Source organism: Rhizobium sp. HT1-10 (assembly GCF_049472505.1).
Lineage (GTDB): Bacteria > Pseudomonadota > Alphaproteobacteria > Rhizobiales > Rhizobiaceae > Rhizobium.
This window is the reverse complement of sequence record NZ_JBCEBQ010000017.1, coordinates 12531-38440: the sequence shown is the minus strand read 5'-3', so window position 1 is coordinate 38440 and position 25910 is coordinate 12531. Positions and strand designations below refer to the sequence as shown.

The window sequence follows — 25910 nt, the reverse complement described above, 5'->3', positions numbered from 1 at the left end:
CGCAAGCTCTACCATCAGGGCGGACTTTGTTAAGACGCCACGCACCAAGGGGATGCAGGTCGCTCCCGGGGAGGACGATCCGGTGCGGAACAAACCAGCTTTGCTTTGAGGGCGTCAGCGGTTTCGATCCCTCATGACAGGTGCGCTCTCCGCCCGGCGTTTTTGATAGGCTTGCTGGCCGCAAACCACCTCACATGCGGGCCGCCGCCAGTACGGCGAAGATGCACCGCCCGTGACAGGCGGCGCATAATTCAACATGCTAGCCTATTCCCGGAAGTCGGTGCTGCGTGTGACGTCTTCCCACGCATCTGTCTCGGCGCGGATCTCATCGAGCTTCTTGCGCAGCTGGTCGAGTGCGTCGCCGCCGATCAGTAGGTGAACCGGGGGACGCTCTGCTTCGACGGCCTTGATGATGGCCTCAGCGCCGCGGGCGGGATCGCCAACCTGTTTGCGATGTCCTGCCGCGGTGCCTTCCCGGGATTTTCCTGCAGTGTCCTTGTAATCATCGATCATGGTCTGCGAAAACTTCATCGATTCCGGCCCACGGAAGTCCGTCCTGAACGCGCCTGGCGCAACGACCGTGACCCCAATGCCAAGACCGGCGACCTCTTTCGCCAAGGTATCCGACATGGCTTCAAGCCCGAATTTGACCATGTGGTAATACCCGACCCCAGGATAGGTAATATGGCCACCGATCGAGCTGACGTTGACGATGTGTCCGTGACGGCGTTCACGCATGCCGGGTAGCACGGCCTTGATCAAGTTCACCGGCGCGAAGAGGTCAGTCTCGAAAATGGCGCGCATTTCGGCGTCTTCACCCTCCTCGATCGCGCCAACGTAGCCGTAGCCGGCGTTATTGACGAGAACATCGACCATACCGAATTTTGCGATCGCCGCTTTGTAAGCTGCATCGATCTGGTCCTGCTTAGTGACATCTAAAGGCGTCAGAAGCACAGCGTCGCCATGTTCGGCAGCAAGGTCTTGCAGCTGATCAATATTTCTTGCCGTCAAAACGGCACGGTAGCCGGCAGCAAGTACCTTCTCAGCGATTGCACGGCCAAGGCCTCTGGAGGATCCCGTAATCAGCCACACGGCTTCATTGCTAATCATCTTATCTTCTCCGTAGATTGACCATAGCAATTTAGGCGCTGATAACGCGTGTGATCAGGTGGGACAGATTGTAAGGCCCGTTGAATGAGATTGAACGATCAGGAAATGAAGCTGGATGACATGGCAGCTTTTGCCCGCGTTGCGCGTTTGGGAAATTTTACACGCGCAGCTGTGGCTCTCGGCATGTCGACCTCGAACCTCAGCCATACCATCCGCCGTCTCGAAACGGCGGTGGGCCATCGACTTCTTCAGCGCAATAGCCGAAGCGTCTCTGTGACCGAAGCTGGTCGAACCCTTCTGGAGGCACTCGAGCCTTCTCTCGCAAACATCCATAGCGCGTTAGATTCTCTCGATCGGAAACGGGATTTGGTCTTCGGAACCCTGCGGCTGACCGCAACACGCCAAGCTTATGAGGCTGTCGTCAGACCCATCTTGGTCGCCTTCAGCAAAGCCTATCCTCAAGCGACGATAGAAGTCTTGATAGACACGGCCTATCGCGACATCGTTGCCGACCAATTCGATGCCGGCATTCGGTTAGGAGAAAAGCTGCAGCAGGATATGATTGCCTTGAAGGTTGGGCCAGATCTGGCCATGGCCGTCGTGGCATCACCAGACTACCTCCAAAACAATCCTCCGATCACTCAACCAGCCGATCTCACGGCCCACCGCTGCATCAACTACAAAATGGTTTCAGCCGGATCGTTATACGCATGGGAATTTGAAAAAGACGGAAAGCCGCTAGAAGTGAGCGTTTCCGGGCCGCTAACCTGTAACGAGCCTGAAATCATGCTCAGCGCTGCGTTAGACGGGACCGGCGTAGGCTACCTTCTTGAACATGAAGTGACGCCCTATCTGGAAAGCGGAAAGCTCGTCCGTCTTCTCGTCGATTGGACGCCCCCGTTTCCCGGTTTTCATCTCTATTATCCGTCAAGACGCCAGATGCGGCCAGTCCTGAGCGCATTTCTGTCGACCGTTCGCCAACACCGGTCGGGTGCGTAGGGTCGAGGGGAGAAGCTGGCCAAATACTTTTCCTCTGCTCCTCCGCCGAAACTCTTTAAGGCGAGAAGGTCGGACCGATAGCGGGTGCCGATAGATTGGCCTTCAAAGCTTTTTGGCGAACGCTTTCACCGCCTCTGCTTCCGCCTCCGTCAACGGAGCCAGGTATTTTTTGACCATAGACAGTCCCGGCGGGCGACATTCCTTCACGGGAAGCGGCAGGCTGAGAGTTTGATGCGGCTCAGAGCAAGTGAACATCCTGGCTTTTCCAAAACACTACACGTTCAACCCATTCCGCCTTGTCCAACCGACAAGCCGGTTAGCACGAGTTTTAACTTTCCGGCTCAACCCTCTCACCGACCAGCGCGCTCGGCCGATCCCGCTCGGAGGCCTAAACGGTGTTTCCGAATGGGTCGATCCATGAAGGGCAACCTGCCTGAACGACGCGCCGCCCCGGACAGTCCTGCATTAGCCAGCTCGATGTATCCGCAATACCTCTTGAATGACTTCTTCCAGTTCCGCGCGCGTGGCACCATCTCGAGCCTGAACAGACATGCCCTGAAGAACGACGACAAGCATGCGGGCAAGGGATTTCGATCTGTCCGGATCAAGCCAACGCCCCAATGCCTTAGCAATCGCGTCCCGCATCGCGTCTCGGCGCTTCGACACGGCAAGCGCGAGGGGGGCGTGTTCTTCGGCGCATTGGAGCATGCCGCTTGAGACCATGCATCCTCTTTCACCCCCCGGATCGGTCACGGCATCAGCGCCTTGATGCAAGATCGTCGTCACGACTTCATCCAGTGTTGATACTGCATCGAGGTTGAAAAGCGCACCCGGAATTCCGGCATATAGATCCAGAGCCTCACGATAGAGCTCAGCTTTGCTCCCGAACGCAGCATAGAGACTGGGCGGCGCGATCCCGATCGCGGTTGTCAGATCACTGAGCGATACGCCTTCGTAGCCGTGCCGCCAGAACAGCCGCATGGCGATGTCGATCGCCTCTTCCCGATTAAACGTACGCGGCCCGCCGCGCCGCTTTTTGCCCTGCTTATCCATAGCGATCACTAAAGACCGCTTGACAGAAGAAATCAAGCATCTAGTGTGTAGTGATCGCTACACATAGCAAATCAGGAGAAGCTTGTGACCGCATATCGTTTCGTAAGGATAGCAAGGCACGTGTTTGCCGCCGTCGTGATGCTGGCGGCGGTGTCGGCTGCTGCGGCTGCCGACGGGGAATACACCGTCCAATCGTCCGATGGTGTGGTTATCGCCGTTGAGGAGAGCGGAAATCCCACCGGCCAACCCATTGTGTTCGTCCACGGCCTGCTCGGCAGCCGCATTAATTGGGACAAGCAAACGAGCGACCCCGCTCTCCAGAAGTTTCGGCTGATAACCTATGATCTCAGGGGGCACGGGCTGTCGGGGAAACCGGATGACGTCGACGCTTATAAGGATGGTAACCGCTGGGCAGACGATCTCGCGGCAGTTCTGAAGGAAAGCAGAGCCAAGAACCCCGTTCTGGTCGGTTGGTCTCTGGGGGCCGTGGTACTCTCTAATTACCTTGCCGCTCATGGCGACGCCGGGATTGGCGGTCTCATCTATGTCGATGGTGTCATCGAGCTTAAGCCCGACCTCATCACGCCACACCCCGAAGTTTATGCAGGACTGGCGTCGCGGGACCTTCGGACGCATCTCGACACGGTGCGGACCTTCCTGGCTCTCTGCTTTCAGACGCAGCCAGACCAGCCAACATTCGAACGGCTGCTTTCCAACGCGGCCACGGCTTCATGGATGATGACACGCGCGGTTCCCTCGATGACAGTTCAGGCAGCAGAGGGGCTGCCCAAGGCGAAGGTGCCGGTTTTGTTGATCTATGGTGGCAAAGACGACCTCGTGCGGCCTGAGGCGAGCATCGCCCGCGCAAAATCTCTCAACGGACAGATCAAGTCGAGGATCTACCACGACTCCGGTCATGCGCCTTTCCTCGAGGAAGCGGCCAGGTTCAACAAGGATCTCGTCGACTTCGCGACATCGACCCAAGGCAGCAAGTAGCACCGGGAGGCGTCAAAGCGCGCCGCCTCGCTTTGACGTCATTCTACGACCCACCAAAAAATCGGGAATGTCGCCCAGTTACTCCTTCGTGAAGGTGATCAGATGAGCAATCGTGAAAACGTCGGAAATCGCCTCTTTTACCCGGGTCATCGGCCATTCGAGATGGAAGCGGATGGCGTTCAGTTCCATGGAGTGGTCGGTGGATCTGGGCGGCCGCTCCTTCTTTTGCACGGGTTCCCTGAAACACATATTGCCTGGCGTCGCATGGCGTCCACTCTCTCGCGCGAATACAGCCTCGTCATTCCAGACCTTCCGGGCTATGGCGGGAGCGAAATTCTAGACCCCTCAGAACGGTTCACCAAACGCCGGGCAGCACGGGCGGTGTCGTCGCTCATGACCGCCTTCGGTTACAAAACCTTCGGCGTGGTCGGTCACGACCGCGGCGCCCGCGTCGGTTATCGCCTGGCGCTCGATCATCCGGACCAGGTCAGGGCATTTGCGTCACTGACCGTCATTCCCACTCTTAATGCCATGGCGTCTGTCGATCACGAATTCGCCCTCAAGAACTTTCACTGGTTTCTGTTCGCGCAACCGGATGACCTTGCTGAGCATCTGCTTGAGTTGGATCCGCGCGGTTATCTCGAGCGCGTTCTGGCAAGGATGACCGAAGGGCGTGATTTCCTGGAGAAGGAGGCCACCGAAGCTTATCACGAGGCCTTCGGCCGACCGAGCGTGCGACACGCCATCATCGAAGACTATCGATCTGCAATACAGGAGGATCTGGAACATGATCGGGCGGATCGCGGGGAAGGCCGCAAACTTCGCTGCCCGGTTCTCGTCTCCTGGCCCAAAGGTAGTGCGCGATCCGACCGCGGGAGCCCGATCGAAGTCTGGAACCATTGGGCGGAAGACGTCACAGGCGGAGCAACATCGGGTGGTCATCTGCAGCCGGAAGATGCGCCTGAGGAGCTTCTTGCAATGCTGATACCTTTTTTGAGGAAGTGCTTTCTACCTGATCGCGCTTAACCGCAAGTTACCGGACCACGCGTAGTACAGCGCCGTGGGTAGAACATAAGAACTTCAATCACTTTAGCGATTTACCGCGATCGGCACGGGTTCACATCCCTTCAAGGCGACGCCTGTGAAGCCTTCGCCGAGGGTCCGGCTATCCACCCCAATTTTGCTTCAATTGCCATGAACTTGGAGGTTGATCTAAGCTGCAAGTGCGTCCTTAAATTGCCAAAGGGCGCTTTCTTGAATTTGTGGGGAGAATTCATGTTCGTTTCAAAGGCAGGTTTTTCAGCCGTTTTCCTGTCACTCACAGCTTCAACCGCATTTGCCGGGGCTAGTGGCCCTGTCAAGTCGGTCACTTTGTCATCCGGCGGCTTGGCGGAGATCGTTCGTTCTGCCACGGTCGGCCAGAATGCCGAGATCAACATTGACGTCCCGCTGGACCAGGTCGACGACATCCTCAAGAGCATCGTCGTTCGCGACGAGAAAGGCCATGTCAAGAGCTTGTCCTTGGCTGGCCCCACTCCGGTCGATGAGACCTTCAAAACACTGCCGTTCAAGCCATCCGACCTGACGTCCCTGCCAGCACTGCTGAATTCCATCAAAGGCAGCCGCATCCAGGCCGGCGAGCAGCAGGGTGTTGTGCTTGGCGTCACCGAGATCCCGGGCAATGCCCAGATGCCACTGAGCTGGCAGCTCTCATTCCTGCGTGACGACGGCGCGATCGCGATGGTCCCAATTCCTGGAACCCAGATCACGATTGTCGATCCCGCCATCAAGGACAAGCTCAAGGGCGCCATGAGCGTCATCTCAAAAGCAAGCGTCGATAATGCTCGAGCTATCACCATCAAGCTGGACGGGTCGGATAGCCGCGATGTGGATATTTCCTATGTCGTTCCCGCTCCGATCTGGAAAACGTCCTACAGGCTGGTCCCCGGCCAGGATGGTAAAGTCCGTCTGCAAGCGTGGGCCATTTTCGAGAATGCCTCAGGCGAAGACTGGCACGACGTCGGCATCACCCTGTCATCCGGCAAGCCGGTCACGCTGAGGCAGCGACTGCATAGCCTGTTCTGGAAGCAGCGGACGGAGGTGCCTGTCGACACCACTTCTGTTGCGGTCACTCAGGCCATGGCGGCGAAGCCACTGGCCAGTAGAAGTATGCCAGTGATGACCATGGCGGCACCGCCCCCGGCGCCAATGATGGAAAAGAGCAGCGATGCCGCAATGGCGGAACCGGCTGATCCCGTCTTGACGGAGGAGGGCTCTGTCACCTCCACCTTCGCGCTTTCCGGCACTTACGACGTTAAAAATGGCGACACGCTGTCTGTTCCGATCCTGGACAAGGGCATGAAGGCCGAGATGGTGTCACTCTACCGTCCTGAAGCGGGGAGTGAGCACCCGACGGCCGCCGCCATGATCGACAACGACAGCGGCATCAGCCTGCCTCCGGGCATCGTTACTGTTTACGACGGCAAGCAAGGATATGTCGGGGACGCTGAGACCACAGGACTGCCAGCAGGGCAGAAGCAGGCCGTCGGCTTCGCACTCGACCAGAAGGTTTCAATAAGCTTGGATCCCCGGTCGGAAACGACGATCACCCAGATCAAGGTGGTCGATGGAATGATCAACACCGCATCGATTACACGCGAGGATACGGTCTACAGGATCGTGGGTGCCGGTGACGCATCGAGAACTGTGCTGATCGAGCAAATGAAGCGGCCGGGCTGGACCTTCAAGGCAGACGACATGATTGATGACACGCCGACTAAGGACCGCATCAAGACGGTTGTGAGGGCCGGAGAGACCAAAGTGGTGATGTCCACGCTCTCAATCGTCAATCAGGAGAGCTTTGCCTTGGCGAATGCTGGATCGGATGAATTGGTCCACTGGCAGGACGCAGCCATCGACCCTGCGATGCGGGAAAAACTCGCTGACCTTGTGAAGGCAAAGGCCACTCAAGATGCGGCGAGGCAGACGCTTGAGGATCTGGACCAACAGTTCACCCGGGGCGAGGCGGATCAGCAGCGTGCCAGGGCCAACCTGCAATCGGTCGGCAATGGCGACACCAGAGCAAGGTTCGAGAAGTTGTTGAACGGTGCGGAGGACAAGCTGGAGAAGATCGAGGTAGCCCGGGCCGAACAGCGAAAAATCATCGAAACCGCAAACGAGAAGGTCGCGGCGGTTATCAGATCATTTTGAGATTGCTGGATCGCCGGTTCGTATCAGTACAAGCCCAAGTTGTGATCTCAGTCTCTTCCAAGCTTTCCTATCAGCACACGATTACCCTCTCGGTTACCGCAGGTACACCGAAGCTTGCTACCCATGTACTTAAGGTGTTGATTTCCATAGCGCTGGATAATTGCGCCTTTGTCCAGCCAAACAGTCTTCCCGCATATTCCGCATTTGGCTCCCAGCACTTCCCATTCCTTCAAGATCCGGATGGTGTCATAATCGTAGCCATCGAACTCTCGAAAAATTGCAGGTGGAAATGGTGCCAACTCAACGCCGCGACGGTGTCTCATTTTCAAGCCTCGCGCTGGAAGTGGGGATGCCATTCTTGAGCGAAACAGCTACTGAGGATGCTGGGCGCCGTCGGAAGCTCGTTCTGTTCGAACGCGACTTCCTCAATCACGGCGCGAAGCGCAGCGGTCGCATCGCGCCCGTAAGCGGCGACCAAGCTTCTCACCAAGCATTCTTCGGACAAATCAATATCATCATGGCAAGCAATAGCTGACACGTCGGCACTCCCCAAAATGTGAGACACAATCCCAATCGCGGAATATGTTCCTATTTTGTTCTATGCCGCTGAGTTAGTCAATCGAGTTTGGAAAAATGTTTCGGCACCAATCTTTCCTAGAGGTCCGACAAGATTTCCCGACATACCGGTGCATCCGTTCACATAACCCTGACGCAAAGTGGCCTCTGCAAATCCGACGACCTCGTTCGCATCACTTCGGGCAACGAACGCGAGGCTACGCTCATAGAGCTGTTTTCGCCATGGGGGAGCCAGTTGTTCGGTCATGGAGATATGAGGAACATTTTGGCGGTCAAGCAAGCCAGATCCCGGGATCGAAAGGGAGAAGAGAGATCTGCGACGGTCTGCACGTTGGTTGCCGACATGCAAAACGGCCGAACGTTTTTGATCGGGCAAGCTCGGCAAGCCGAAGATTATAGGCTTCGTACTGGATGCGGTAAGCGGCCATCAGTTTCACGTCCACCGCCTTGCAGGCATCGATCATCGCCTTAGCATCCTCGGAGGTTGTCGCCATCGGCTTTTTGGTAAGCACGTGTTTTCCGGCGCGGGCTGCCCGTTCGGTGAATTCCCGATGCATGCTGTTCGGTAGAACGATGTAGACTGCTTTGATCTCGGGATTGTCCTTGATGCTGTCGAAGTTGTGGTAGCTGTAGCAGGCGATTTCTGTGATGCCATATTGGCTGGCAACGACCTTGAGTTTCTCCGGCGAACCCGAGACCGGCGCCACGAGGTTGGCTTTCTTGCTCTCGGAGAAGGCCGGGAGGATTTCCTCAAGGTTCAGCCTTCCAAGGGCCACGACCGCGAAGCCCACACGCCTTTCAGAAGGAAGAGGAGCGGGGGCGGGGACGACGGCATATCCGCTTTCCCGCGCCATTCCGGGAACTTCACCCTGCCGTCGCTGACATTGCCACGGTCGACAGGAGAGAGCGGCGGCAGATCATTGGATCAAGTAGCGGTGCCAGGCCTGCAAATTCCAAACCTCCAATCTTGAGTAGGCCTCTACGTTCGATCGAAGTGTTGGTCATAGTCGTCCCCGGCTCTGTCTGGAGATGAAAATGCTAGTCGCGGTAAAGTTTCGTAGGGTGCATGGGCAGAGGCGGACTTTGTTATGCAATGACGATCCGTTTCCGCATGATGTCGACGAGGGCGGGCAAAGGCACCGGCTTGGGAAAAAAGTGCATGCCCCTCGCCAGATCCTTTCGGGCAAGCCGGATCATTCCAGATGCAATCACGACTTGCGTCCGAGGCCAGAGCGCCCTGACCTTCGAGGCCAGTGTCACCCCGTCCATGGAGCCGGGCATCACGATGTCGGTCAGCAGTGCGTGCGCCGGACTGTCCTGCATGATCGCTAGGGCATCGCCGGCGTTTTCCGCCTCGTATGTGTTGAAGCCGGCGCTCTCCAACGCGTCGATCGTATCCAGACGTACGTAGGGTTCGTCGTCCACGACTAGCACAGTCGCACCCGAGGCGGCGACGGCCCGCCTTGCCAGCTCTTCAGCGGCCAGGCGTCTTGCGACGATCTCGCTACCATCATGGGAGGCCCTTGTCGCTTCCAGGAGGTCGCGTTCCAGGCTGGCTTGCCACCAATGCTGGTGATCCAAACCCCAAGGCTTTCCCTGTTCCTCCCAGATGCCGTATGCGCGTGCTTCAATCCACTGGATTCGATCGTCCGACATCGATGTATCCTCCTGATGGCTGTTCAACGCTGAAACCGTGCGGGGGTTCCTCTAATTTTTGGGTCTTATGACTGACCGGCACCCCAAGCACTTTTTGAGTCAGAGGGCCGGCGACGAGGCCGTTGCCGTCAGGGCTGTTCTCACTTAGCTCTGAGCCATGGAGATCTACAGCAATATGGAGCAACTGCTACCAGCCGGGCCCTGTAGTTTGGTAGAGCTGCCATGAAGGCGTGGACTTCGACCGCTCGAAACTCGTTATGTCATGCGCATCAAAGTTATTTTGGCACCTGCTCCATAATGCTGGAGATCTACGAGCGCGATGCCGAGATCAGGCTGCTTCCTACTAAGAAGCCCCACTGCGCTCTTGTAGATGACGATCTCAAGGGTGGAATGGGCTGTCGCGTCCAAGAGGCGTCCGCCTTTCGGCGACCCATCGAAAGGCCCAGGACGACATGGACATGCGGGCCGCGTTGCCATCGTCTTGCACTAGGGCCACCTACGACTTGCCCGTCAGCTTCCACTGTTTGAACGGCGCGAGAAGCTGGCCGGGAAAACGGCTCTCGATCTCCGTCTCGACGAGCGCGATGCGTGCCACGATGTCGGTGTCCGTCCGGTTGCCATCAGCCTCGCTGGCCTGCTCCAGCGCGACCATGAGTTCAAAAACGTCTTCATCCGACATCTTTTCGACGTTCGTAGCAAACTCGTCGATATCCATCTTGGGTGCCTGTGCCAAAGCGTCGATCTCCTGTTTCGATGGAAGGCAACTGTGTCTGCCGGCACTTGGTTCCCGGTGGAGCCCTTCGGTGCAACCTCATTCCTTGCTTGACGTTCTGTACTTCCAGGCAAATGAGAGGACGATATTTTGGCAGTGTCTCCGGCAACGTCATCGCAGCGGCTTGTCATCCTTCTCCACGGCCTCGGCGGCACCGGCTCGATGATGATGCCGATCGCGACACCATGGCGCTCCCAGATGCCATCGACACGCTTCGCGGCACCGGACGCACCGTTCGCATCGCCACACGGCGGCCGCCAGCGGTTCGGGGTCGACGGGCAGGCACTGCGGCCAGATCGCATTTCGGTGGTTAGGAGGGCATTCGACGAGCTGATAGCCGAGATCGTCGATCAGGAAGGGTTCTCCAACGCACTAGGGCAGGTGGCTTTTCTGGGTGTCTCGCAAGGTGCCATCATGGCTTTGGATGCGGTTGCGTCAGGTAGATGGAAGATCGGGGCGTTGGTATCGGTCGCTGGTCTGCTGCCGATACCGCCTATTCCGGCCCCGACAAGGATGCCGGTTCTGCTGATACACGGAAAGGAAGACCAGACCATTCCAGCCATGGAATCTGGTGCCGCTGCCGCGCAGTTGAAGGCCGCCGGCTACGACGTAACTCTCGATATCCAGGCCGGCGTCGGGCACACGATATCGATCCAAGGTGCTCAGGAAGCGCGGGTCTTCCTCAAAAAGCGGTTTTTGGTCTGAGCTGGTGGGATTTCTGGCGGCGCTACTGTCACGGCCGACAGAACATATCGCGCGGTCAAAAACGCCAGCTTTGCTTAGACCCCACAGAGCAAGTAGCATCAGGACCTCGGGCGCGCTCACGAGCTTGGGATGCAAGTGGCTAGTGCGCGGTCAGCCTGAGCAGGCTGTTCTTCGTTCGCCGGGGTGACGAAGACCCTTGCGGCTGTCATCGCACTTTGATGAGCCGCTGCAACTCGTCTGACTGCTTTCTGAACTTCAGGCCTTTCCGAGCTTCAGGCCATTGAGCATTTGGGCAATCTGACTGCTTACGAAAGGCTTCTGGAGAACCGGCGACCCTCTATAGGGGTCGACGAGGCCGGCAGCGCCATAGCCGCTGGCAAACATGAATGGGATACCGCGTGCAGTCAGCTTGTCTGCGACAGGAAAAGACTGCTTTCCGGCCAAGTTAATATCCAGTATCGCAAAATCTACATCTTCGTTCTCGGCAGCGATGAGGGCGGTTTCGAGACGCATTGCTGGTCCCAACACCTCGTGGCCGAGGTCGGCCAATGTGTCTTCCATGAGCATTGCCACAAGAATCTCGTCCTCGACCACCAGTATACGCGCCACTAGTTGCCGCTCCCGGTGGGACGGTCAGTAACTGCTTCAATCGATGAGACAAGCTTGAAGACAACGCCGGAGGCGTCGTAGTCGATGGATGTCGTTCCGCGAAGTTCGAGGGGAAGCACCTGGAGGATGAGGCGCGATCCGAAGCCGCGCCGCTCACCCTTGACCACGGGCGGGCCGCCTCGCTCAGTCCAGATGAGATCGAAGACGTCATCATTGCTGACAGTCCAGACGACATCCACAGTGCCGGAAGCGGACGAAAGCGCTCCGTACTTTACCGCGTTCGTCGCAAGTTCATGCAGGGCGAGTGCTATCGAGAGCGCGGCATGCGGTCCAAGTCTCAGGGAAGGGCCAGCAATATTTATAGCCCTACGGCCCGGCTGTTGAAACGCTTCCAATGCGCTTTCGACCATGGCCTGAAGGTCGGCACCATCCCAGTTCTCGTCTGTCAGCACATTGTGAGCGCGCGAAAGGGCAAGAATGCGGTTGCCGATTGCGACCGACGCTTCTTCCTTCGACTGAACGCCCCGAAGAGTCTGGCTTACAATCGACTGGATCGATGCGAGCGTATTCTTGACGCGATGGTTTAGCTCGTTGATCAGAAGGCGCTGATGCCGGTTTGCCAGCACGCGCTCCGTCGTCTCCACGACGATCGCGATCACCCCGGCGGGATTGCCATTTTCGTCATGAACGGGAGAATAGTCGAGATCCATCCAGACCTGCTCCGGAACGCCCTTGCGGTAAAGCGTCAACTCCTGGTCACGATATGCCAATGTTCGGCCAGCCAATCCGACTTTCATGACATTGTCGTTGAAGTCCGCGATCTCGGCCCAACCCTCGCGCACCTTGGACCCGAACAGCGCTGGATGACGATGGCCGGCGAAACTCGAGTAGGCATCGTTGTATATCATCACGCCGTCTTCCCCCCACAGCAAGACGATCGGAATTGATGACTGGAGAAGGAGCGAGGTTGCTGCCCTTAAGTTGGGCGACCATTCCTCCACCGCACCAAGCGGAGTTGAGGTCCAATTGAATTTGCGGATGATCTGCGCAACTTCTCCGTCACTGCCCAGAAAGTTGAACGGATCGCCTGGTGTCTGAACCTGGGTCAATCAATCTTCCTTCAGTTTCCCATGGCCACGGCCATCTCCACGGCCAGTGAGTGCACGGTGATCGGTTTTCGGACGACGGGTACGTAATTGAACTCGTCGGGGATGGAAACGCTGTCGCGATAGCCGGTTGCAAAGACGAAGGGGACGCCGCGACGCGTCAGCTCGAAGGCGACCTTCTCCGAGGTCTCCTTGCCGAGATTGAGGTCGAGAACCGCACAGTCCGGCTCACGCTCCATGATCGATTGCAGGGCAAGAGCGACGTTCGGCACCATGCGTACTTCCTTAGCTCCGAGCGTCTGGAGGACGTCCTCCGTATCAAGCGCGATCAAACCCTGATCTTCCACGAGCATGACCGTCATACCTACCAGCGGCTGGCCGACCGTAGCCGCCTCTGATTCCTGCGCCTTCTGGGAAGTGACCGGATAGTGGTGCTCCGCCGGTATGACGAACTTGGCGTTGAGCCCGCCTTTATCGAAGGTGAGTTCTGCAGAGCCGCCAAGGTCAAATTTGACAGTCTTATCGATCAAAGTGCTGCCAAAGCCCTTCCGTTTCGGTTGCCTGACCTTTGGGCCGCCGGTTTCCACCCACACGAGTTCGCAGTCGCCAGCCGGATTGAGCGTCCAGCTTACTTCCAAGCGGCCATCTGGAACCGACAGGCTCCCGTATTTGGCAGCGTTGGTCATCATCTCGTGGATGACGAGGGCGAACACGCCAAATGCACGCTCAGTGAGGCCAAGAGGAGTGCCATTAAGTTCGATCCGTTTGCGTTCGCCCGAACGGTGGATGGCAGCTTCGGCTTCAAGCAACGAAGAGAGTTCGCCGCCGTCCTTTGCAGAGAACGTCTGGTCATGAGCGAAAGACAGCGCGCGAAGCCGGCCGTCAAAGGATTTCGTGAACTCCTCGATATCTAGAGCGCTCGCGCCCGTCTGAGTGGCAATAGATTTGACGAGTGCGAGGATGTTCTTCACTCGATGATTCATTTCGGCATTTAGAACACTGCGGCGCTCGTCGTCCTTGGACCGTTGCTCTTCGGTCCGGTCGTTGTGGTGGAGCAGGATATCGCGGACGTAACTGCGGATGGATTCCGCCACGGCGAGATCTTCCTTCGTCCAGGGCGTCGAGCGATGGCGGACGTCCTCGCGCCAGGCTTCGAAGCTGCCACGTGGCGTCAGACGATCACCGCTCGGTCCGGAGACCGTGGCCTTGCTAGGCTCGCCCGCCCATTCGACCGTATGTGCCTCTTCACTGCGGAAGAACAGCAGGTAGCTCTCGCGCGATACCGATATCGGAATGGCGAGCAGCCCGGCCACGTCTTCGCCATAGCCCTTGCCGGGAAAGGCCTCGCTCAGGAAATTGTCGTGCCAGATGACGCCTTCAGAGTGCTTTCGCGCATGCGCGATAAGTTCATCAAGTCTGCCTTCATCAGGGGCAAGGCCAGTTCGGCTCCATTTGCCTCCGCTGCGAAGAGCGGAACCGTCGCAGTCAAGCAGGGTCGAGAAATCGCGCAGTTTTACCTTTAAGCCGCTCTCGATATCGTCGGAAGCGTTGATCGTCGAGGTGATCGCGTCGAGCTTGATACGAGCGAGCGAGGCCGCCGACTGTTGTGCCCTTGTTTCCGCAGCACCGAGATGAAGCGAGAAGTACTGGGCAAAGAGTTCCGTCGCCACCCGTAGCGGGCTGGATAGAATTTTCGGACTATTGTGATGACAGGCGATCAGTCCCCAAAGCTCGCCGTTGACAACGATGGAGATTGACATGGAGGCGGCGACGCCCATGTTACGGAGATACTCGCAATGGATGGGAGAGACACTCCTGAGGTGCGCAAACGACATGTCGATAGGCGGCTCGCCCGCCAACAAGTCAGGTACGACTGGTATGGGCACGAAGTTCACGTCGCCGATCACGCGGATCCAGTTCTTCATATAAAGGTTTCGCGCCTGGACCGGTATATCCGAGAAGGGGAAGTGTTGCCCCAAAAAGCTCTGGAGAAAAGTGTCCTTTGCCTCTGCAACGACACGACCTGCGCCATTGTGCAGGAAGCGGTAGACCATCACCCGATCGTAGCCAAGCATGGCCTTCACGAGGCGCGATGCCGTCTTCACCATGGCATCGACCTCTGTCACGTGGTTGATGCGTCGCACAAGCGACTGCGTCAGGCTAAGGGCCAGCTCGGCGTCGCCATCGGACGCCGACCGTTCGAGCTCCACGAACATCCTGTCGTCGAAACGGTGCACGGTGATGTCGGTAGGCTGATGGGCGATCCGTATTCTCGGATTGAGGAGTACGGCGGCTACATGGCCGTTCCCGGCGCGTGCCGAAGCGTTCGCCAATTCGTGAGCGATCTGGCTACCAAGGACGTCCGACAGTGACTTGCCGACAATGTCGTCGTTAGCGGCCAGATAATTCTTGATATTCGCAGAAGTGTGCGTGATCGTATGGCCGTCGGGTCCGATAACCAGCATCGAGCCGTGGGGCTGGATAGTTCCTGGGATGTGAATAGGCTCACGGTCGCAATTCGTGAGGTTCACTTCCGATCTGTCATAACTCATCTAGGATCTTTCACGGTCGTCCGGCAGTGGGGCTGCCTTGTGAAGGAGTTTGTTTAGAGGACATCTAGAACATCGTCGAGTTTTTGCTAGTCCATGCCATTACGAGCAAAAACTACGATTTCCGGGTGTTTCGGATCACGCAGCCCCCTAGTCTCGCTTCTGGCCGTAACCCTCTTCTATCGAACAGATTTGCTGCAACACAAGGGAGGCGATCGTCTAGCCTCCCATCACCCCAACCTGCGGCGACAAACGCACGAGTGCATCGCCGATAGGGATGAGCGATTTCAGATTCGAACGCTTTGGCAATCTAACGCACCAGGATCTGATGGTCTGGCCTATCCAAGGCGGCCCGATTGTCCCGTCGTTCCAGATGAGCAGAGCAGAGCTGGCCGGCAACCTCCAGACAGTTAAGCTGCTCATGAAACCATATGTAGCGGAGCAGCTTGAAACGAGTTCGTTCCACGGGCTACCCGCAGATGCAATATCCCGCCCATTGATCTTTCCCGTTAGCGACTGGACAGCTCTTTTTTCCTAGTGGGCGTTGCCGTCCTCACTGACAAAAGACACGTTGGCCGTTGTTGCGAGAGACGCGAGCGAAAGATCTGCACATTGATCGGAACAACGACAGCCGGCCGAGGTTGAGTAACAGATAGTGGGGGTGACTTTGCGCACGGTTCTGGTTGTCGAAGACGATGTATTAATCCGCCTGACAGTGATCGACGCGCTTGAGGACGCGGGATTTGAGGTGATCGAGGCGGGGTCCGCTGATGAAGCGCTGGAGATACTCAACGAACAGACGATCCATCTGCTATTCACTGACATTCAGATGCCAAGTATGTTGTCGGGTGTTGATCTCGCAAACAGTGTCGCAACTCGGTTCCCGAATGCTGGAATCGTCGTGGCGTCCGGCAGGCTTACTCCGACTGACATTAATCTCCCGCCCACGGCGGAATTCTATTCCAAGCCCTACGACCTCGCGATAATCGTGACTCGTCTTAAGGCAATGTCCCGCGTTGATATCTGAGTCACGAATGCGGTATGCTTCGCGCCCACATGGTGCAGTATCACACGATGCTGTCGATCCATGGTCAACGCGGCAACCACTAAAGGCTAACCTGTGAAAACCGACATTTCGGCAGATGGTGTCTCCTCCCGCGAACGGTTTCTCGAAGCGATTGTCGAGAGCGCGATCGACTACGCCATCATATCGATGGACCTCGACGGCCTGGTGACGAGCTGGAGCGAGGGAGCTCGGCAGATTCTGGGTTGGACGGCAGAGGAGATGATAGGTGTGCCGGCCACCGTGTTCTTCACGCAGGAAGATCGGACGCAGGGCGTCCCTCAACAAGAAATGATATCGGCCCTCACAAAGGGCAGAGGCAGCGATGAGCGCTGGCATCTTCGTAAGGACGGCACGATGTTCTGGGCATCCGGGGAGATTATGGCTTTGCGAACCGATGACAATACCGTCATTGGTCTGATCAAAATTCTCCGTGACAAGACCGAAGAGCGGGAGCAGGCCAATAGGCAGCGCTTGATTATGCACGAACTCGGGCACCGAATGAAGAACACCTTGTCTGTCGTACAATCCATTGCCACCCAGTCCCTTCGAGGAGCCTCCTCCCTGGAAGATGCATCGGAAAAGCTCCACTCGCGTATTTCCGCATACGCCAAGGCTCACGACATCCTCCTCCAGAAGGACTGGATCAGCGCGACCCTCGGCAACATCGTCGAAGCGGCTGCCGTTAGCATCGGAATGGAGGGGAGCGACCGTATTAGATGGACCGGACCCGACGTCCAGCTCGGACCGCAGGCAGCGCTTTCGTTCTCAATGGTCTTGCATGAGCTTCTGACGAATGCTTGCAAGTATGGCGCTCTGGCCAATGCCGATGGATATATCGATATCAGGTGGGCGGTGGAAAATAGAGAGGGCCTGCAAGTGCTAGTGGCTTCTTGGCGGGAGATAGGTGGGCGCTACGTAGGAGAGCCTACCCGCAAGGGCTTCGGTTCACGACTCATCCTCTCCAGCCTCAAGGCATACGGCGACGTCGACATAAACTTCGGTGCAAGCGGCGTCGTTCTCAATACGACGATGCCGCTAGAGAAGATACAAATCCACGCCGATTTTTCCGAGATCGACAAACAGCGACCATGAACTCCGAGCTCGTGGAGCGATTCTAACGATTTGCGGCGTAAGCCTGACGACAACGATGTTCGTGCTTGCCTCGGAGGAGGACTCCGTCGCAAATTTTGCAAGGTCTACAGAAAGAGCTATCGCACAGTTATGCAGCGAGCGCCGCGAATTGTTGAAATGCGGATTGGCAACTGGTTGAAAATTGCCGCTGATCGTGTGATCCCACCAAGACTGGTTCATCCCCAACACAGCGGCTATGGAGGCAATGCTTCGGAGTTCGGGCTTTGTCTCTGCCGGCTCGGGAGCCTGCACTACGCCGTCGAGGCCGCCTCATGTATCCTGAAGGCCTGCCGGCCGAACCTTAAGCAGGTCGGCCGGCGCTGATTTTGGCATTCATGCCGTCCGAGTGCGCTTTACATCTGTTCCGACTGTGCGCCGCTGTTTGGCTTTGCCGGACCAAGCACCGGCTTTTCGCCCATCGGGGCGAGCGGCATGGTCGTGAACGTGCCCTTGCCGTCGATCGAGGAGCCTTCGGACCAGCGGCCCGGAGCAGGGGCGCTGCCGTCCTGCTGGAAGCCGAGTAAGTGTAGCTGAATTCCTTCATTTCCTGCTCCTGCGGGAAGCTGTTCGGAATCGGGAATACGGAAGCCGATCCGCCGAGTTCGGCCAAGGCAGCCAGCCATTGGTTCTGGTGCATCGTGTCGCGGGCGATGAGGTAGGACAGCATTTCCTTCATGCCTGGATCGGCCGTCAGGTTGTAGAGGCGCGTCGCGAGCACGCGGCCCGTCGATTCCGCCGCCACATTGGCGGTCATGTCGGCAGCGATATTGCCGCTGGCATAGATGTGGGACATGTCGAAGGATACGCCGTCGGAATCGACGGGCATGGCCGACAGGCCGGCAGACAGCAGGTTCTTCATGTTGAGACCGCCCAGAACGGCGCTCGACACCGGATCGGCCGAAATCTCATCCTTGATCGACACCGGAGCGCCTTCGAGGTTGAGGGCCACCGCGGTCGCGAGCATCTCGATATGGCCAAGTTCCTCAGCGGCCGTGTTCATCAAGAGGTCCCGGAACTTAGGATTTCCGCGCGCTCCGCAGGCCTGGAAGAAGTATTGCATGGCCACGCGGATCTCACCCTCGACGCCGCCGATCGCCTGTTGCAAGGCGCGAGCGAACTGGGGATCTGGTGTTTCGACCCGGACCGGGAATTGCAGCTTACCATCTGTGTAGAACATTATTCTCTCCTGTGGTTGGTAGCCGTCCCAAACTTGAGTTGAAATGGAATGTTCCTGGAAAATGGACGGGTAAATTGGCTGAACTTGCCGGAACCGCTTGTTGCAGTCTCGCCCTTGGAAAAAAGTGCCCCGGGATATGGGCGTCAGTCGTCGAAAAGCGGCGCCACTACCGTGAACGCCGCAATTTAGGTGATGCAAGCCCGGAGAGGCGGGCGTCAACTAGGCCGTGGTCACGGCATTGGAGAACGTCGTTTCGCCGAGCGAGACCATCAGGGAGTTGCGGGCGCGCGCGATGCGGCTCTTGATCGTGCCGAGTTCGCAGCCGCAGGCTTCGGCGATGTTCTCGTAGCTCACGCCGTCGATCGCCATCATCAAGACCTGCCGCTTCGGCGCATCCAGATCGGAGATCGCCTTTGCGACCTCAGAGGCGCGCAGCGTCCATTCCTGCGTCGACGGCATCAGTTGCTTGCCGCTCACCATCTCGACGTCGCCGCACAGCACGAAGCGCTTGTTGATCTTGTACTTGGAGCAATAGACGTTTCGGATAATTGTGAAGAGCCAGGACTTCATGCTGGTGCCCTCGTGGAACTGGTGAAGATTGCCCAGCGCCTTGACCACGGCATCCTGCACCAGGTCCTCGGCATCGCTCGGCGAGCGCTCGAAGGTCCTGGCAAAACGGCGCAAGGCCGGCATCAAGGCAACAATTTCTCTCTCTAACCCTGCAGTCGATCCGAGTTCACTCATCGTCGTTCTCCCCGTTATCATCCCCAAGACAATGACAGCCATCCCTCTCCGTTCCGGCCTTCGCGAGAAGCGTCCGGTGGCGTACGGGGAGACGAAATTGAAGAGGACGAGAACGTCCCGAGGGGCCAGGGGAGAGGGTTTCTGTGCCTGCAGGGGGATTTGGCGGGACAACAGACCGAGTGGTGTAGCCCAACAATGGCATTGTGGAGCGTCTTCAGACGTCGGTCGCTTAGCGGAGAGCCTCTTCCGCCTGCCTTTCAGTCTGCTCGCTACGCTTGGCAGCAAGGCCCTCGGCCTGAAGGCGCCACATGCGCTCGAACATCGTCCCGGGGCGGCGAAGGTCCGCGAGAGACCCATCCTCGACGACCTTTCCTTGATCGATGACAACGACACGGTCGAAGGATGAAAGGGTGGAAAGACGATGAGCGACAGCGATGACCGTCCGGGCCTGCCTGATATTGACCGGCGCCCGCTGCACCTCAATTTCAAATTCCGTATCCAGCGCCGACATCGCTTCGTCTAGAATGACGATCGGTGACTCTCAGCAAGGCGCGAGCGATCCCGATGCGTCGCCTCTGGCGGCCGGACAGTTTCGTGCCGCGCTCGCCAACCAACGTCTCGTAGCCTTGCGGCAACCTGCGTATTAAGCGATCGCAGAAGGCGGCCCTTGCTGCCCAGAGGATACCTTCGTTGGTGGTCTCGGGCTTTGCAGAGCGAAGATTGCCATCACGCTCCGAAGCAGGGTGATTTCCTGTGGCACCACCGCCAGTGACTTGCGCAAGCTCTTCTGCGCTAGCTCAGCGATGTTCTGCCCGTTGACGTAGATGCCTCCGCTGTCGACATCTTAGCGACGCTGCAAAAGATGCATCATGGTGGATTTGCCGGCTCTGGAGGGCCGACGAGCTTCTGGCCTGCCGGAATGTGGAGGTCGATATCCCTGAGCGCGGTGTTTCCTATCGAATAGGGGAAAGGCATGTTCCGGAACTCGACCCATCCGCTGTCCTAGACAAGTGACGGCGCGGAGACCACATCGCGGACCGTCCGCGGCTGCCCAATGACCTTCAACATATCGTCGCTCAGACCATAGTGCTGGACCAGATCGACTAAAGGCAGTGCCATGTCCCTTGATGTGTGCAGGCGTCGAACAAAAGCGGGGGGAATGGTCCCCGGCTCGCTGAGTTTAACGGCTCACTCGGTAGATTGTCGAGCAACTTTTCCATTCGTCGGCGGTTATGACCCTTCGACAAGCGCAGGTGCGACGAACTTCTTTTGGTCTGGTCATCACCAAGCGCTTCTGGAATTTGCAGATTAGAGGTGAATCATGAGCGGTCGCGCCCCGAACTTTACAATTGAGCGCAGCCAGGCAACGCCCGAAAAGGACGCTAGAAATACCCACGCCACCATTGTTCCGCCTGCAAACGGCCCCTTCGAGAGGGGAGAGCGACCGCGTATCGTGATCATCGGTGGCGGGTTTGGAGGGTTGGCCTGTGCCCAGAAACTCGGCAATTCGGATTTCGAGGTCATCGTCATCGACCGCCGAAACCACAATCTCTTCCAGCCTCTCCTCTATCAGGTGGCAACCGCTGCACTCTCTCCAGCCGACATCGCGGAGCCGATCCGCAGGACGTTGGCGCGCTACCGGAATATCGAAATGCTGATGGCCGAGGTCACCGGCATCGATGTCGCCCATAAGCAGGTACTGCTCGCGGACGGGCTGCCGGTGCCTTACGACCTTCTCGTGATCGCGACAGGCTCGGAATACAATTACTTCAGCCACGACGAATGGCGCGAGCGCGCACCGGGACTCAAATCGATCCATGAGGCCCGCCAAATCAGGCATAGGCTGCTGCTGTCTTTCGAGATGGCAGAGCGGGCGACAGACCACGCCAACAAGGAGGCCCTTTTGACAACTATCGTGATCGGCGGCGGCCCGACCGGCGTCGAGATGGCAGGCGCTATCTCGGAACTGGGTCGCTTCATGATCAACCGCGATTTCCGAAACCTGCAGCCCGACCATTTTCGTGTCATGCTGGTCGAGGCGGGGCCGCGCATCCTGGCAGCGTTTCCTGAGAAGCTTTCGACCTATGCCGAGGGCTATCTTAAGAAGATAGGTGTTGAGGTGCGTACCGGGAGCAGGGTCCTCGAAATCGCAGACGATGGCGCCAATATCGACGGCACGTTTATTCGCGCTGGGTCGATCATCTGGGGCGCAGGCGTCAAGGCTTCCCCCGCCCATGCATGGCTCGGCTTGACCGCTGTTCCCGGCGGTCGCATTCCCGTCGATCAGCATCTGCGCGTCGAAGGCTTCGAGGATATCTTCGCGTTGGGCGACACGGCATCGCTGGCCGGCACCGATGGAAAGCCGCTACCGGGCCTTGCCCAAGTCGCCAAACAACAGGGCGACTATCTCGGGGCGTTTTTGCGCAGCGGCTCGGACGCCGCCGGATTCAAGTTTCACAATCGCGGCAATACGGCCGTCATAGGCCGAAATGCCGCCGTCTTCGACTTTGGCCGCTGGACGCTCAAAGGCCGGCTCGCCTGGCTTCTTTGGGCTTTCGTCCATGTCTACTTGCTGATCAATTTCGAGAAACGGCTCCTGGTCAGCATTCAGTGGATCTGGCGTTACCTCACCCGCCAGCGCGGTGCCCGCATCATCGATGAAACTGCCTATAGGCAGGCAGCTTCTGCTCCCGAAAATGCCTGGATGAAAGGAAACTGACATGGACCAAGGTTCGCCCCCCAGACTGTTCCTGGTCTACGTCGCTGCGGTCCTTGCCGTCGCAGTGCTGATCGCCGTCGGATCGCTCACCTTCTGGCAGATGAGCGGGCGCGCCCATGCTGCTCCTGACGGTCGCCCTCCGTCGAGCATGGCACCAACGGAGGCGAACTGACATGGCCGATAAAAGAAACCCGACAGCGGCGCAGGTTCGCGGCCAGATCCAGTCGGGCGAAAGCGGCGACATACGATCCGGCTTCGATCCGGCGATGGCGCCGATGGAAACGGATGCCGAAGCGGGCGGGCAGCCGACCACACCCGAGCAGGCGCAGATAGCGCTGGACACGCAAGCACCCGGAAAACCTGACAAGCAGGGCAGCTACGACGTCGCAATGCGCCAATCCGGATCGAACGACACGACCTCCCAGACGGGCCCACTGGCACGATACATCATCATCATCGTCTGCCTGATAGTGCTCCTGATCGGCCTCTTCATTCTGAGCGGGCTACTACCTGGCGCACACACCCCGTTCTAGTTCGTCGGTTTTTTCGCGCGCGTGAACGGCATCGGGGGTGATTTCTGCGCCAGTCCTTAACGAGATGGCCCGCGAGCTTGGCATAGACGCGCCTACCGAAGGCGATATGAAACAGATGCTGACGACAGGCAAGATCGCGCTGGCAGACCTCATGGGCGACTCGGCGGTCCTGAAAGCCATGAAGACGAACGAAGATGATACCGTGACTGCGTACGAGCGAGCATCGCGCCACGAAGATGCCATTCCTCAGTCAAAGGCATTCCTCACGAAGGCCCATGAAAATGAGCTTCGACATCGTGCCTGGATGGAAATGACGGCCAAGGCAATGTGATGCTGAAGATCCCGGCGATGATCCGCATCTAACGATCAGTTCGCGAACAGACCACAGCCTGCGGCGATCGATGGTTGCTGTGTGACGGGATAACGACGGCGCTCCCCGCAAGCGGGTTGGGCGCCCTTACATTGTCAGCCAGCGACGTTGTCAGCCAGCGGAGTGAGGAAGCTCAGGTTGTATCCAGGTGCCAGTTGTCCGCGACGTTGCCGTCGCGGACGCGCAGAATTGTCGGTGGCTATGAAGTCGACCGTCTGGCCGGTGCCGGCCTTGCCATTGAACGTACCGCTGAGGTGTCGGGCGAAGTGAAGGCGGGAGACCACCCGGTCACCACATCAGCCCCGGTACCCTAAGCAGTGGCGGCGTTATTTTCGCTTGGGCCGCGGCGGGTGATGGCAATTTGTGGATGTTGAGAAAGAGCCATGGCTGCCGCCCTCGTTCCGCCTCCGAAGCGTCGCGACCTACGTCGAAGCGTCTTGACGGCGTTCGATACTGACACATCTCACGCTCGAAGGGGGATTGCCGATGGACGAACAACCGAAAACCCGAAAGCAACTTACGAAAGAGGAGAGGAGGCTCGAGGCAGAGCGGGCGACCCTTTATGCCCAGGAGCGGGCTCAAATACTCAAAAGGATCAGGGACGAAAAGACTGCAAGGCTGAGAGCACTTCGTCTAGCTGCCGGGCAGCAGCCTGACGCTTAGGGGTCAGGTTCCATCGCAGGTTCTTCGGGATCGAGGTTTAGTATGCGCCGTTGACCGGACGCCCATGACCGCGCGTGTCGCTCTGAAGTGAATTCTTCAGCATGTTCGATCCCAAGTTCATTTACTCGGACGACCCACATAATCCCGTCGAAAATAATGTCTACAGTTGGTTCACCTTCACTGGGTTTCATCGGGGTTCTCATGGGACTTTTGCTGCAGATGATCTGCCTGGCCAATCCCATCCCAGTACCACAATTCCTTAACGCGTTGCCTCCTCCACGTGTTCAATGGCGATGATCTCCGGGGATATCATTTCCGCGAGGACCTCGCGGCTGAACACCTCTGCCAGTAAATCGCCCTCGGGGTTGAGGATGCGGACACTAATGAGGTCGAACTCCTTTCCTTTTGAAGCTCGCGGCAACAAGCTCCACGATGATCGCTTTTGCTTCCGTCTTGGCTTCGTCATGTCCATCGAGTTCCGTGACCTCTTGTTCAGCAACATCCCTGGTCGCATAATGAAGCTGAAAGAAGTACCTGTGCATGCCAGCTGTCCTCTAATCTGCGATGGTTACAAACCAATAAGTGAAACAAGAGTTGCCTCGAGGTCGGGCAGGTAACGCAATGCCGAACCCGCTCGCGCAGTTTCGATCCTTTGTCGCTTGTTGTCCGCAAATTTTTTGATCCATATTTGCGGTGCGACGGATTTGATGTAAGCCTCGTCACCTGGATTGGTGGCGAGGTCTTTTTTCGTTTTGTCTGAAGAGCCGCAGGCCCGTAGCCGGCAGACAGGATGAAGGAACGGGCCTGCCCTAGAAAGGATTGCCCAATTCAACTAAGCGGTGGTTGCTACCTCAGCATGGCGAACAGAGCGACTCAATCAAGGGTGGCCTTATGATATCTAACACAACGCAAGCTCGTTATTGCTTAATATCGAAAAGAAAAAGCCCCAGACATAAGCCGGGGGCTCTCAACAACTGGCGGTTACTTATTGGCAGTTTGACGTCTGGGCGCCTGAAGAATCCGACTTCATATTTGTAGTGTTTTTGTTGGTCACAGTCGCGTTGCAGTCCTGTGATTTGCCGCTACCGATGGCGCCGCCGCTGTTATTAGTTCCGTTTCCAGTCGTGCCGCCAGCTGCGTTGCCGGTATTCGAGGTGCCGTCGGTACCGGTAGAGCTAGAAGGGCTGCCAGTGCCGGAGGAGCCCCCAGAGGTGCCACCGGAGTCGGTGCCGTTGCTGGAGCCTGGCGATCCTGTGCTGCTGCCGCTACCTCCGCCATTGCTGCTACCGCTGCCAGAACCGGAGCTTTGAGCCATAGCTGAAGTGGCCATTGCCACGGCAAGAGCACTCACTGCGATCATCTTCAGAAACATTGTCATCTCCCAAGGTTGGTTTGGACGACTATCCAACCAGTATTTTTGGAAGATGTTCCAGCTATCGGCACGTTTGCAACAAGCATCCCCCTCCTGGCGAAGCGGCTGCGCGGCCAGCTATCAGTAGCGGAAAAGATGGACCGATGCTTCCACTAAAAAAGCCAGTCGAGCCCGTGCCCGACTTCAAACAATGCCCAGGCCAATCCGCAAATCCATGCGACAACTATGGCTATGAGCGCGGTGTCGCGTATCGATTTTCTCATTTCAGCTTCTCCGAGCCGGATAATGTTTAAAGTCGATGATAAGTTTCGCCGACAAATACGCGGAAAGGCAGAGCTACTCAGTAGCGCCGTTGCTGGCTGTGGTAGACAAACGGTGCAAACCCGAGCGAGTGTTATGACGGTAGTCATGAGAGATTGAGACCACCAGCGACCGGAGCTGCAAGCTTCTCATCGCGCCTCAAAAATGTCAGCGAGGAGATCAAGCACTGCACATACCTCACTCGAGGAGCAGGAATAGTAGATGTTTGTGCCATCTCGGCGCGTGGTGACAAGTTTAGCCCAGCGAAGCTTCTTGAGCTGGTGCGACACTGCGGATGGGGACACCCCGAGCGCTTCAGCTAAGTCGCTCACCTTTACCTCACCCTTCCGTAGCTCCTCAATGACACGGAGGCGGTTTCGGTTTTGCAGATGATGTAGTAGAGTTGCGCCCTCGCGGAACCCGTCGCCGGATTGACCTTTCGTTTTTCCCATATCTTTCCCGGTTTCTAAAAGCTGCCTTGTACCAACCACCAA

Annotated in this window: 25 protein-coding genes and 1 pseudogene; 12 read left to right on the top strand and 14 right to left on the bottom strand. The window is 57.6% G+C overall.

The annotated features are described in order from the left end of the window. Positions 1-264: 264 nt before the first annotated feature. Positions 265-1110 carry an oxidoreductase gene (locus tag VH564_RS24710; RefSeq protein ID WP_423342497.1) on the bottom strand — a complete coding sequence of 282 codons (846 nt, stop codon included), beginning with the start codon at positions 1108-1110 and terminating at the stop codon, positions 265-267. A gap of 84 nt (positions 1111-1194) precedes the next feature. Between VH564_RS24710 and VH564_RS24705 the strand changes: the two genes are divergently transcribed. Continuing rightward, on the top strand, positions 1195-2109 hold the full coding sequence (locus VH564_RS24705) for a LysR family transcriptional regulator (RefSeq protein WP_423342496.1): 915 nt from the start codon (positions 1195-1197) through the stop codon (positions 2107-2109). Between the two features lie 465 nt (positions 2110-2574). Here VH564_RS24705 and VH564_RS24700 read toward each other — a convergent pair whose 3' ends face one another. Then, a complete protein-coding gene (locus VH564_RS24700; RefSeq protein WP_423342495.1) occupies positions 2575-3162 on the bottom strand; it encodes a TetR/AcrR family transcriptional regulator in 588 nt (195 codons plus the stop codon). Between the two features lie 84 nt (positions 3163-3246). On the opposite strand from VH564_RS24700, the gene VH564_RS24695 reads away from it, so the two are divergent. From VH564_RS24695 to VH564_RS24680, 4 genes are all read left to right on the top strand, one after another. Next, positions 3247-4158 carry an alpha/beta fold hydrolase gene (locus VH564_RS24695; protein ID WP_423342494.1) on the top strand — a complete coding sequence of 304 codons (912 nt, stop codon included), beginning with the start codon at positions 3247-3249 and terminating at the stop codon, positions 4156-4158. Between the two features lie 102 nt (positions 4159-4260). After that, positions 4261-5184 carry an alpha/beta fold hydrolase gene (locus VH564_RS24690; RefSeq protein ID WP_423342493.1) on the top strand — a complete coding sequence of 308 codons (924 nt, stop codon included), beginning with the start codon at positions 4261-4263 and terminating at the stop codon, positions 5182-5184. Positions 5185-5433: 249 nt separating this feature from the next. Then, positions 5434-7368: a DUF4139 domain-containing protein gene (locus VH564_RS24685; RefSeq protein WP_423342492.1), complete on the top strand. Its 1935-nt coding sequence runs from the start codon at positions 5434-5436 to the stop codon at positions 7366-7368. A 358-nt stretch (positions 7369-7726) separates the two neighbouring features. Then, entirely contained in the window at positions 7727-7903 is a 177-nt protein-coding gene (locus VH564_RS24680) for a hypothetical protein (protein ID WP_423342491.1), read from the top strand. Positions 7904-8216: 313 nt separating this feature from the next. On the opposite strand, the gene VH564_RS24675 is transcribed toward VH564_RS24680, so the two are convergent. The 3 genes from VH564_RS24675 to VH564_RS24665 form a co-directional block, all read right to left on the bottom strand. After that, positions 8217-8798: a Gfo/Idh/MocA family protein gene (locus VH564_RS24675; RefSeq protein ID WP_423342490.1), complete on the bottom strand. Its 582-nt coding sequence runs from the start codon at positions 8796-8798 to the stop codon at positions 8217-8219. Between the two features lie 232 nt (positions 8799-9030). Further along, positions 9031-9600: a response regulator gene (locus VH564_RS24670; RefSeq protein WP_423342489.1), complete on the bottom strand. Its 570-nt coding sequence runs from the start codon at positions 9598-9600 to the stop codon at positions 9031-9033. Positions 9601-10096: 496 nt separating this feature from the next. Then, positions 10097-10315: a hypothetical protein gene (locus VH564_RS24665; RefSeq protein ID WP_423342488.1), complete on the bottom strand. Its 219-nt coding sequence runs from the start codon at positions 10313-10315 to the stop codon at positions 10097-10099. A 153-nt stretch (positions 10316-10468) separates the two neighbouring features. Between VH564_RS24665 and VH564_RS24660 the strand changes: the two genes are divergently transcribed. Further along, positions 10469-11077 (top strand): alpha/beta hydrolase, encoded by a 609-nt coding sequence (locus tag VH564_RS24660; protein WP_423342515.1) that lies wholly within the window; start codon positions 10469-10471, stop codon positions 11075-11077. A 255-nt stretch (positions 11078-11332) separates the two neighbouring features. Here the strand turns inward: VH564_RS24660 and VH564_RS24655 are convergent, their stop codons facing one another. The 3 genes from VH564_RS24655 to VH564_RS24645 all read right to left on the bottom strand — a co-directional run bounded on the left by VH564_RS24655 (position 11333) and on the right by VH564_RS24645 (position 15344). Next, the gene (locus VH564_RS24655; RefSeq protein ID WP_423342487.1) at positions 11333-11671 is read right to left on the bottom strand and encodes a response regulator; all 339 of its coding nucleotides are present in this window, start codon (positions 11669-11671) and stop codon (positions 11333-11335) included. Positions 11672-11685: 14 nt separating this feature from the next. Next, positions 11686-12687, bottom strand: coding sequence for a sensor histidine kinase (locus tag VH564_RS24650; RefSeq protein WP_423342514.1), 1002 nt, complete (start codon positions 12685-12687; stop codon positions 11686-11688). A gap of 119 nt (positions 12688-12806) precedes the next feature. Then, a complete protein-coding gene (locus VH564_RS24645) occupies positions 12807-15344 on the bottom strand; it encodes an HWE histidine kinase domain-containing protein (RefSeq protein ID WP_423342486.1) in 2538 nt (845 codons plus the stop codon). Between the two features lie 658 nt (positions 15345-16002). On the opposite strand from VH564_RS24645, the gene VH564_RS24640 reads away from it, so the two are divergent. Further along, positions 16003-16368: a response regulator gene (locus VH564_RS24640; RefSeq protein WP_423342485.1), complete on the top strand. Its 366-nt coding sequence runs from the start codon at positions 16003-16005 to the stop codon at positions 16366-16368. A 93-nt stretch (positions 16369-16461) separates the two neighbouring features. Beyond that, entirely contained in the window at positions 16462-17499 is a 1038-nt protein-coding gene (locus VH564_RS24635; RefSeq protein WP_423342484.1) for a sensor histidine kinase, read from the top strand. Between the two features lie 392 nt (positions 17500-17891). On the opposite strand, the pseudogene VH564_RS24630 reads toward VH564_RS24635, so the two are convergent. The 3 genes and pseudogenes from VH564_RS24630 to VH564_RS24620 form a co-directional block, all read right to left on the bottom strand. Further along, positions 17892-18715: pseudogene (locus tag VH564_RS24630) on the bottom strand (manganese catalase family protein). Positions 18716-18934: 219 nt separating this feature from the next. Next, on the bottom strand, positions 18935-19459 hold the full coding sequence (locus VH564_RS24625) for a sigma-70 family RNA polymerase sigma factor (RefSeq protein WP_423342483.1): 525 nt from the start codon (positions 19457-19459) through the stop codon (positions 18935-18937). 229 nt (positions 19460-19688) lie between these two features. Further along, positions 19689-19970, bottom strand: a complete 282-nt coding sequence (locus VH564_RS24620; RefSeq protein ID WP_423342482.1) for a hypothetical protein — start codon at positions 19968-19970, stop codon at positions 19689-19691. An 810-nt stretch (positions 19971-20780) separates the two neighbouring features. Between VH564_RS24620 and VH564_RS24615 the strand changes: the two genes are divergently transcribed. The 4 genes from VH564_RS24615 (at position 20781) to VH564_RS24600 (ending at position 23042) form a co-directional block, all read left to right on the top strand. Further along, positions 20781-22178, top strand: a complete 1398-nt coding sequence (locus tag VH564_RS24615; RefSeq protein ID WP_423342481.1) for an NAD(P)/FAD-dependent oxidoreductase — start codon at positions 20781-20783, stop codon at positions 22176-22178. A gap of 1 nt (position 22179) precedes the next feature. Then, a complete protein-coding gene (locus tag VH564_RS24610; protein ID WP_423342480.1) occupies positions 22180-22350 on the top strand; it encodes a hypothetical protein in 171 nt (56 codons plus the stop codon). Between the two features lies 1 nt (position 22351). After that, entirely contained in the window at positions 22352-22711 is a 360-nt protein-coding gene (locus tag VH564_RS24605; RefSeq protein WP_423342479.1) for a hypothetical protein, read from the top strand. A gap of 106 nt (positions 22712-22817) precedes the next feature. Next, on the top strand, positions 22818-23042 hold the full coding sequence (locus VH564_RS24600) for a hypothetical protein (protein ID WP_423342478.1): 225 nt from the start codon (positions 22818-22820) through the stop codon (positions 23040-23042). 1082 nt (positions 23043-24124) lie between these two features. Here VH564_RS24600 and VH564_RS24595 read toward each other — a convergent pair. The 3 genes from VH564_RS24595 to VH564_RS24585 form a co-directional block, all read right to left on the bottom strand. Beyond that, complete coding sequence (locus VH564_RS24595) at positions 24125-24286, bottom strand: hypothetical protein (RefSeq protein WP_423342477.1); 162 nt, start codon at positions 24284-24286, stop codon at positions 24125-24127. 443 nt (positions 24287-24729) lie between these two features. Beyond that, complete coding sequence (locus VH564_RS24590) at positions 24730-25116, bottom strand: hypothetical protein (RefSeq protein WP_423342476.1); 387 nt, start codon at positions 25114-25116, stop codon at positions 24730-24732. A gap of 449 nt (positions 25117-25565) precedes the next feature. Next, a complete protein-coding gene (locus VH564_RS24585; RefSeq protein WP_423342475.1) occupies positions 25566-25868 on the bottom strand; it encodes an ArsR/SmtB family transcription factor in 303 nt (100 codons plus the stop codon). Between the last annotated feature and the right edge of the window lie 42 nt (positions 25869-25910).

Bases quoted from the DNA above. Each gene is read 5' to 3' on its own strand.
- VH564_RS24710 (WP_423342497.1), bottom strand. From the start codon at position 1,110: ATGATTAGCAATGAAGCCGTGTGGCTGATTACGGGATCCTCCAGAGGC.
- VH564_RS24705 (WP_423342496.1), top strand. From the start codon at position 1,195: ATGAGATTGAACGATCAGGAAATGAAGCTGGATGACATGGCAGCTTTT.
- VH564_RS24700 (WP_423342495.1), bottom strand. From the start codon at position 3,162: ATGGATAAGCAGGGCAAAAAGCGGCGCGGCGGGCCGCGTACGTTTAAT.
- VH564_RS24690 (WP_423342493.1), top strand. From the start codon at position 4,261: ATGAGCAATCGTGAAAACGTCGGAAATCGCCTCTTTTACCCGGGTCAT.
- VH564_RS24685 (WP_423342492.1), top strand. From the start codon at position 5,434: ATGTTCGTTTCAAAGGCAGGTTTTTCAGCCGTTTTCCTGTCACTCACA.
- VH564_RS24675 (WP_423342490.1), bottom strand. From the start codon at position 8,798: ATGGCGCGGGAAAGCGGATATGCCGTCGTCCCCGCCCCCGCTCCTCTT.
- VH564_RS24670 (WP_423342489.1), bottom strand. From the start codon at position 9,600: ATGTCGGACGATCGAATCCAGTGGATTGAAGCACGCGCATACGGCATC.
- VH564_RS24665 (WP_423342488.1), bottom strand. From the start codon at position 10,315: ATGGATATCGACGAGTTTGCTACGAACGTCGAAAAGATGTCGGATGAA.
- VH564_RS24645 (WP_423342486.1), bottom strand. From the start codon at position 15,344: ATGAGTTATGACAGATCGGAAGTGAACCTCACGAATTGCGACCGTGAG.
- VH564_RS24625 (WP_423342483.1), bottom strand. From the start codon at position 19,459: ATGAGTGAACTCGGATCGACTGCAGGGTTAGAGAGAGAAATTGTTGCC.
- VH564_RS24620 (WP_423342482.1), bottom strand. From the start codon at position 19,970: ATGTCGGCGCTGGATACGGAATTTGAAATTGAGGTGCAGCGGGCGCCG.
- VH564_RS24615 (WP_423342481.1), top strand. From the start codon at position 20,781: ATGAGCGGTCGCGCCCCGAACTTTACAATTGAGCGCAGCCAGGCAACG.
- VH564_RS24610 (WP_423342480.1), top strand. From the start codon at position 22,180: ATGGACCAAGGTTCGCCCCCCAGACTGTTCCTGGTCTACGTCGCTGCG.
- VH564_RS24605 (WP_423342479.1), top strand. From the start codon at position 22,352: ATGGCCGATAAAAGAAACCCGACAGCGGCGCAGGTTCGCGGCCAGATC.
- VH564_RS24600 (WP_423342478.1), top strand. From the start codon at position 22,818: ATGAAACAGATGCTGACGACAGGCAAGATCGCGCTGGCAGACCTCATG.
- VH564_RS24595 (WP_423342477.1), bottom strand. From the start codon at position 24,286: ATGCACAGGTACTTCTTTCAGCTTCATTATGCGACCAGGGATGTTGCT.
- VH564_RS24590 (WP_423342476.1), bottom strand. From the start codon at position 25,116: ATGTTTCTGAAGATGATCGCAGTGAGTGCTCTTGCCGTGGCAATGGCC.
- VH564_RS24585 (WP_423342475.1), bottom strand. From the start codon at position 25,868: ATGGGAAAAACGAAAGGTCAATCCGGCGACGGGTTCCGCGAGGGCGCA.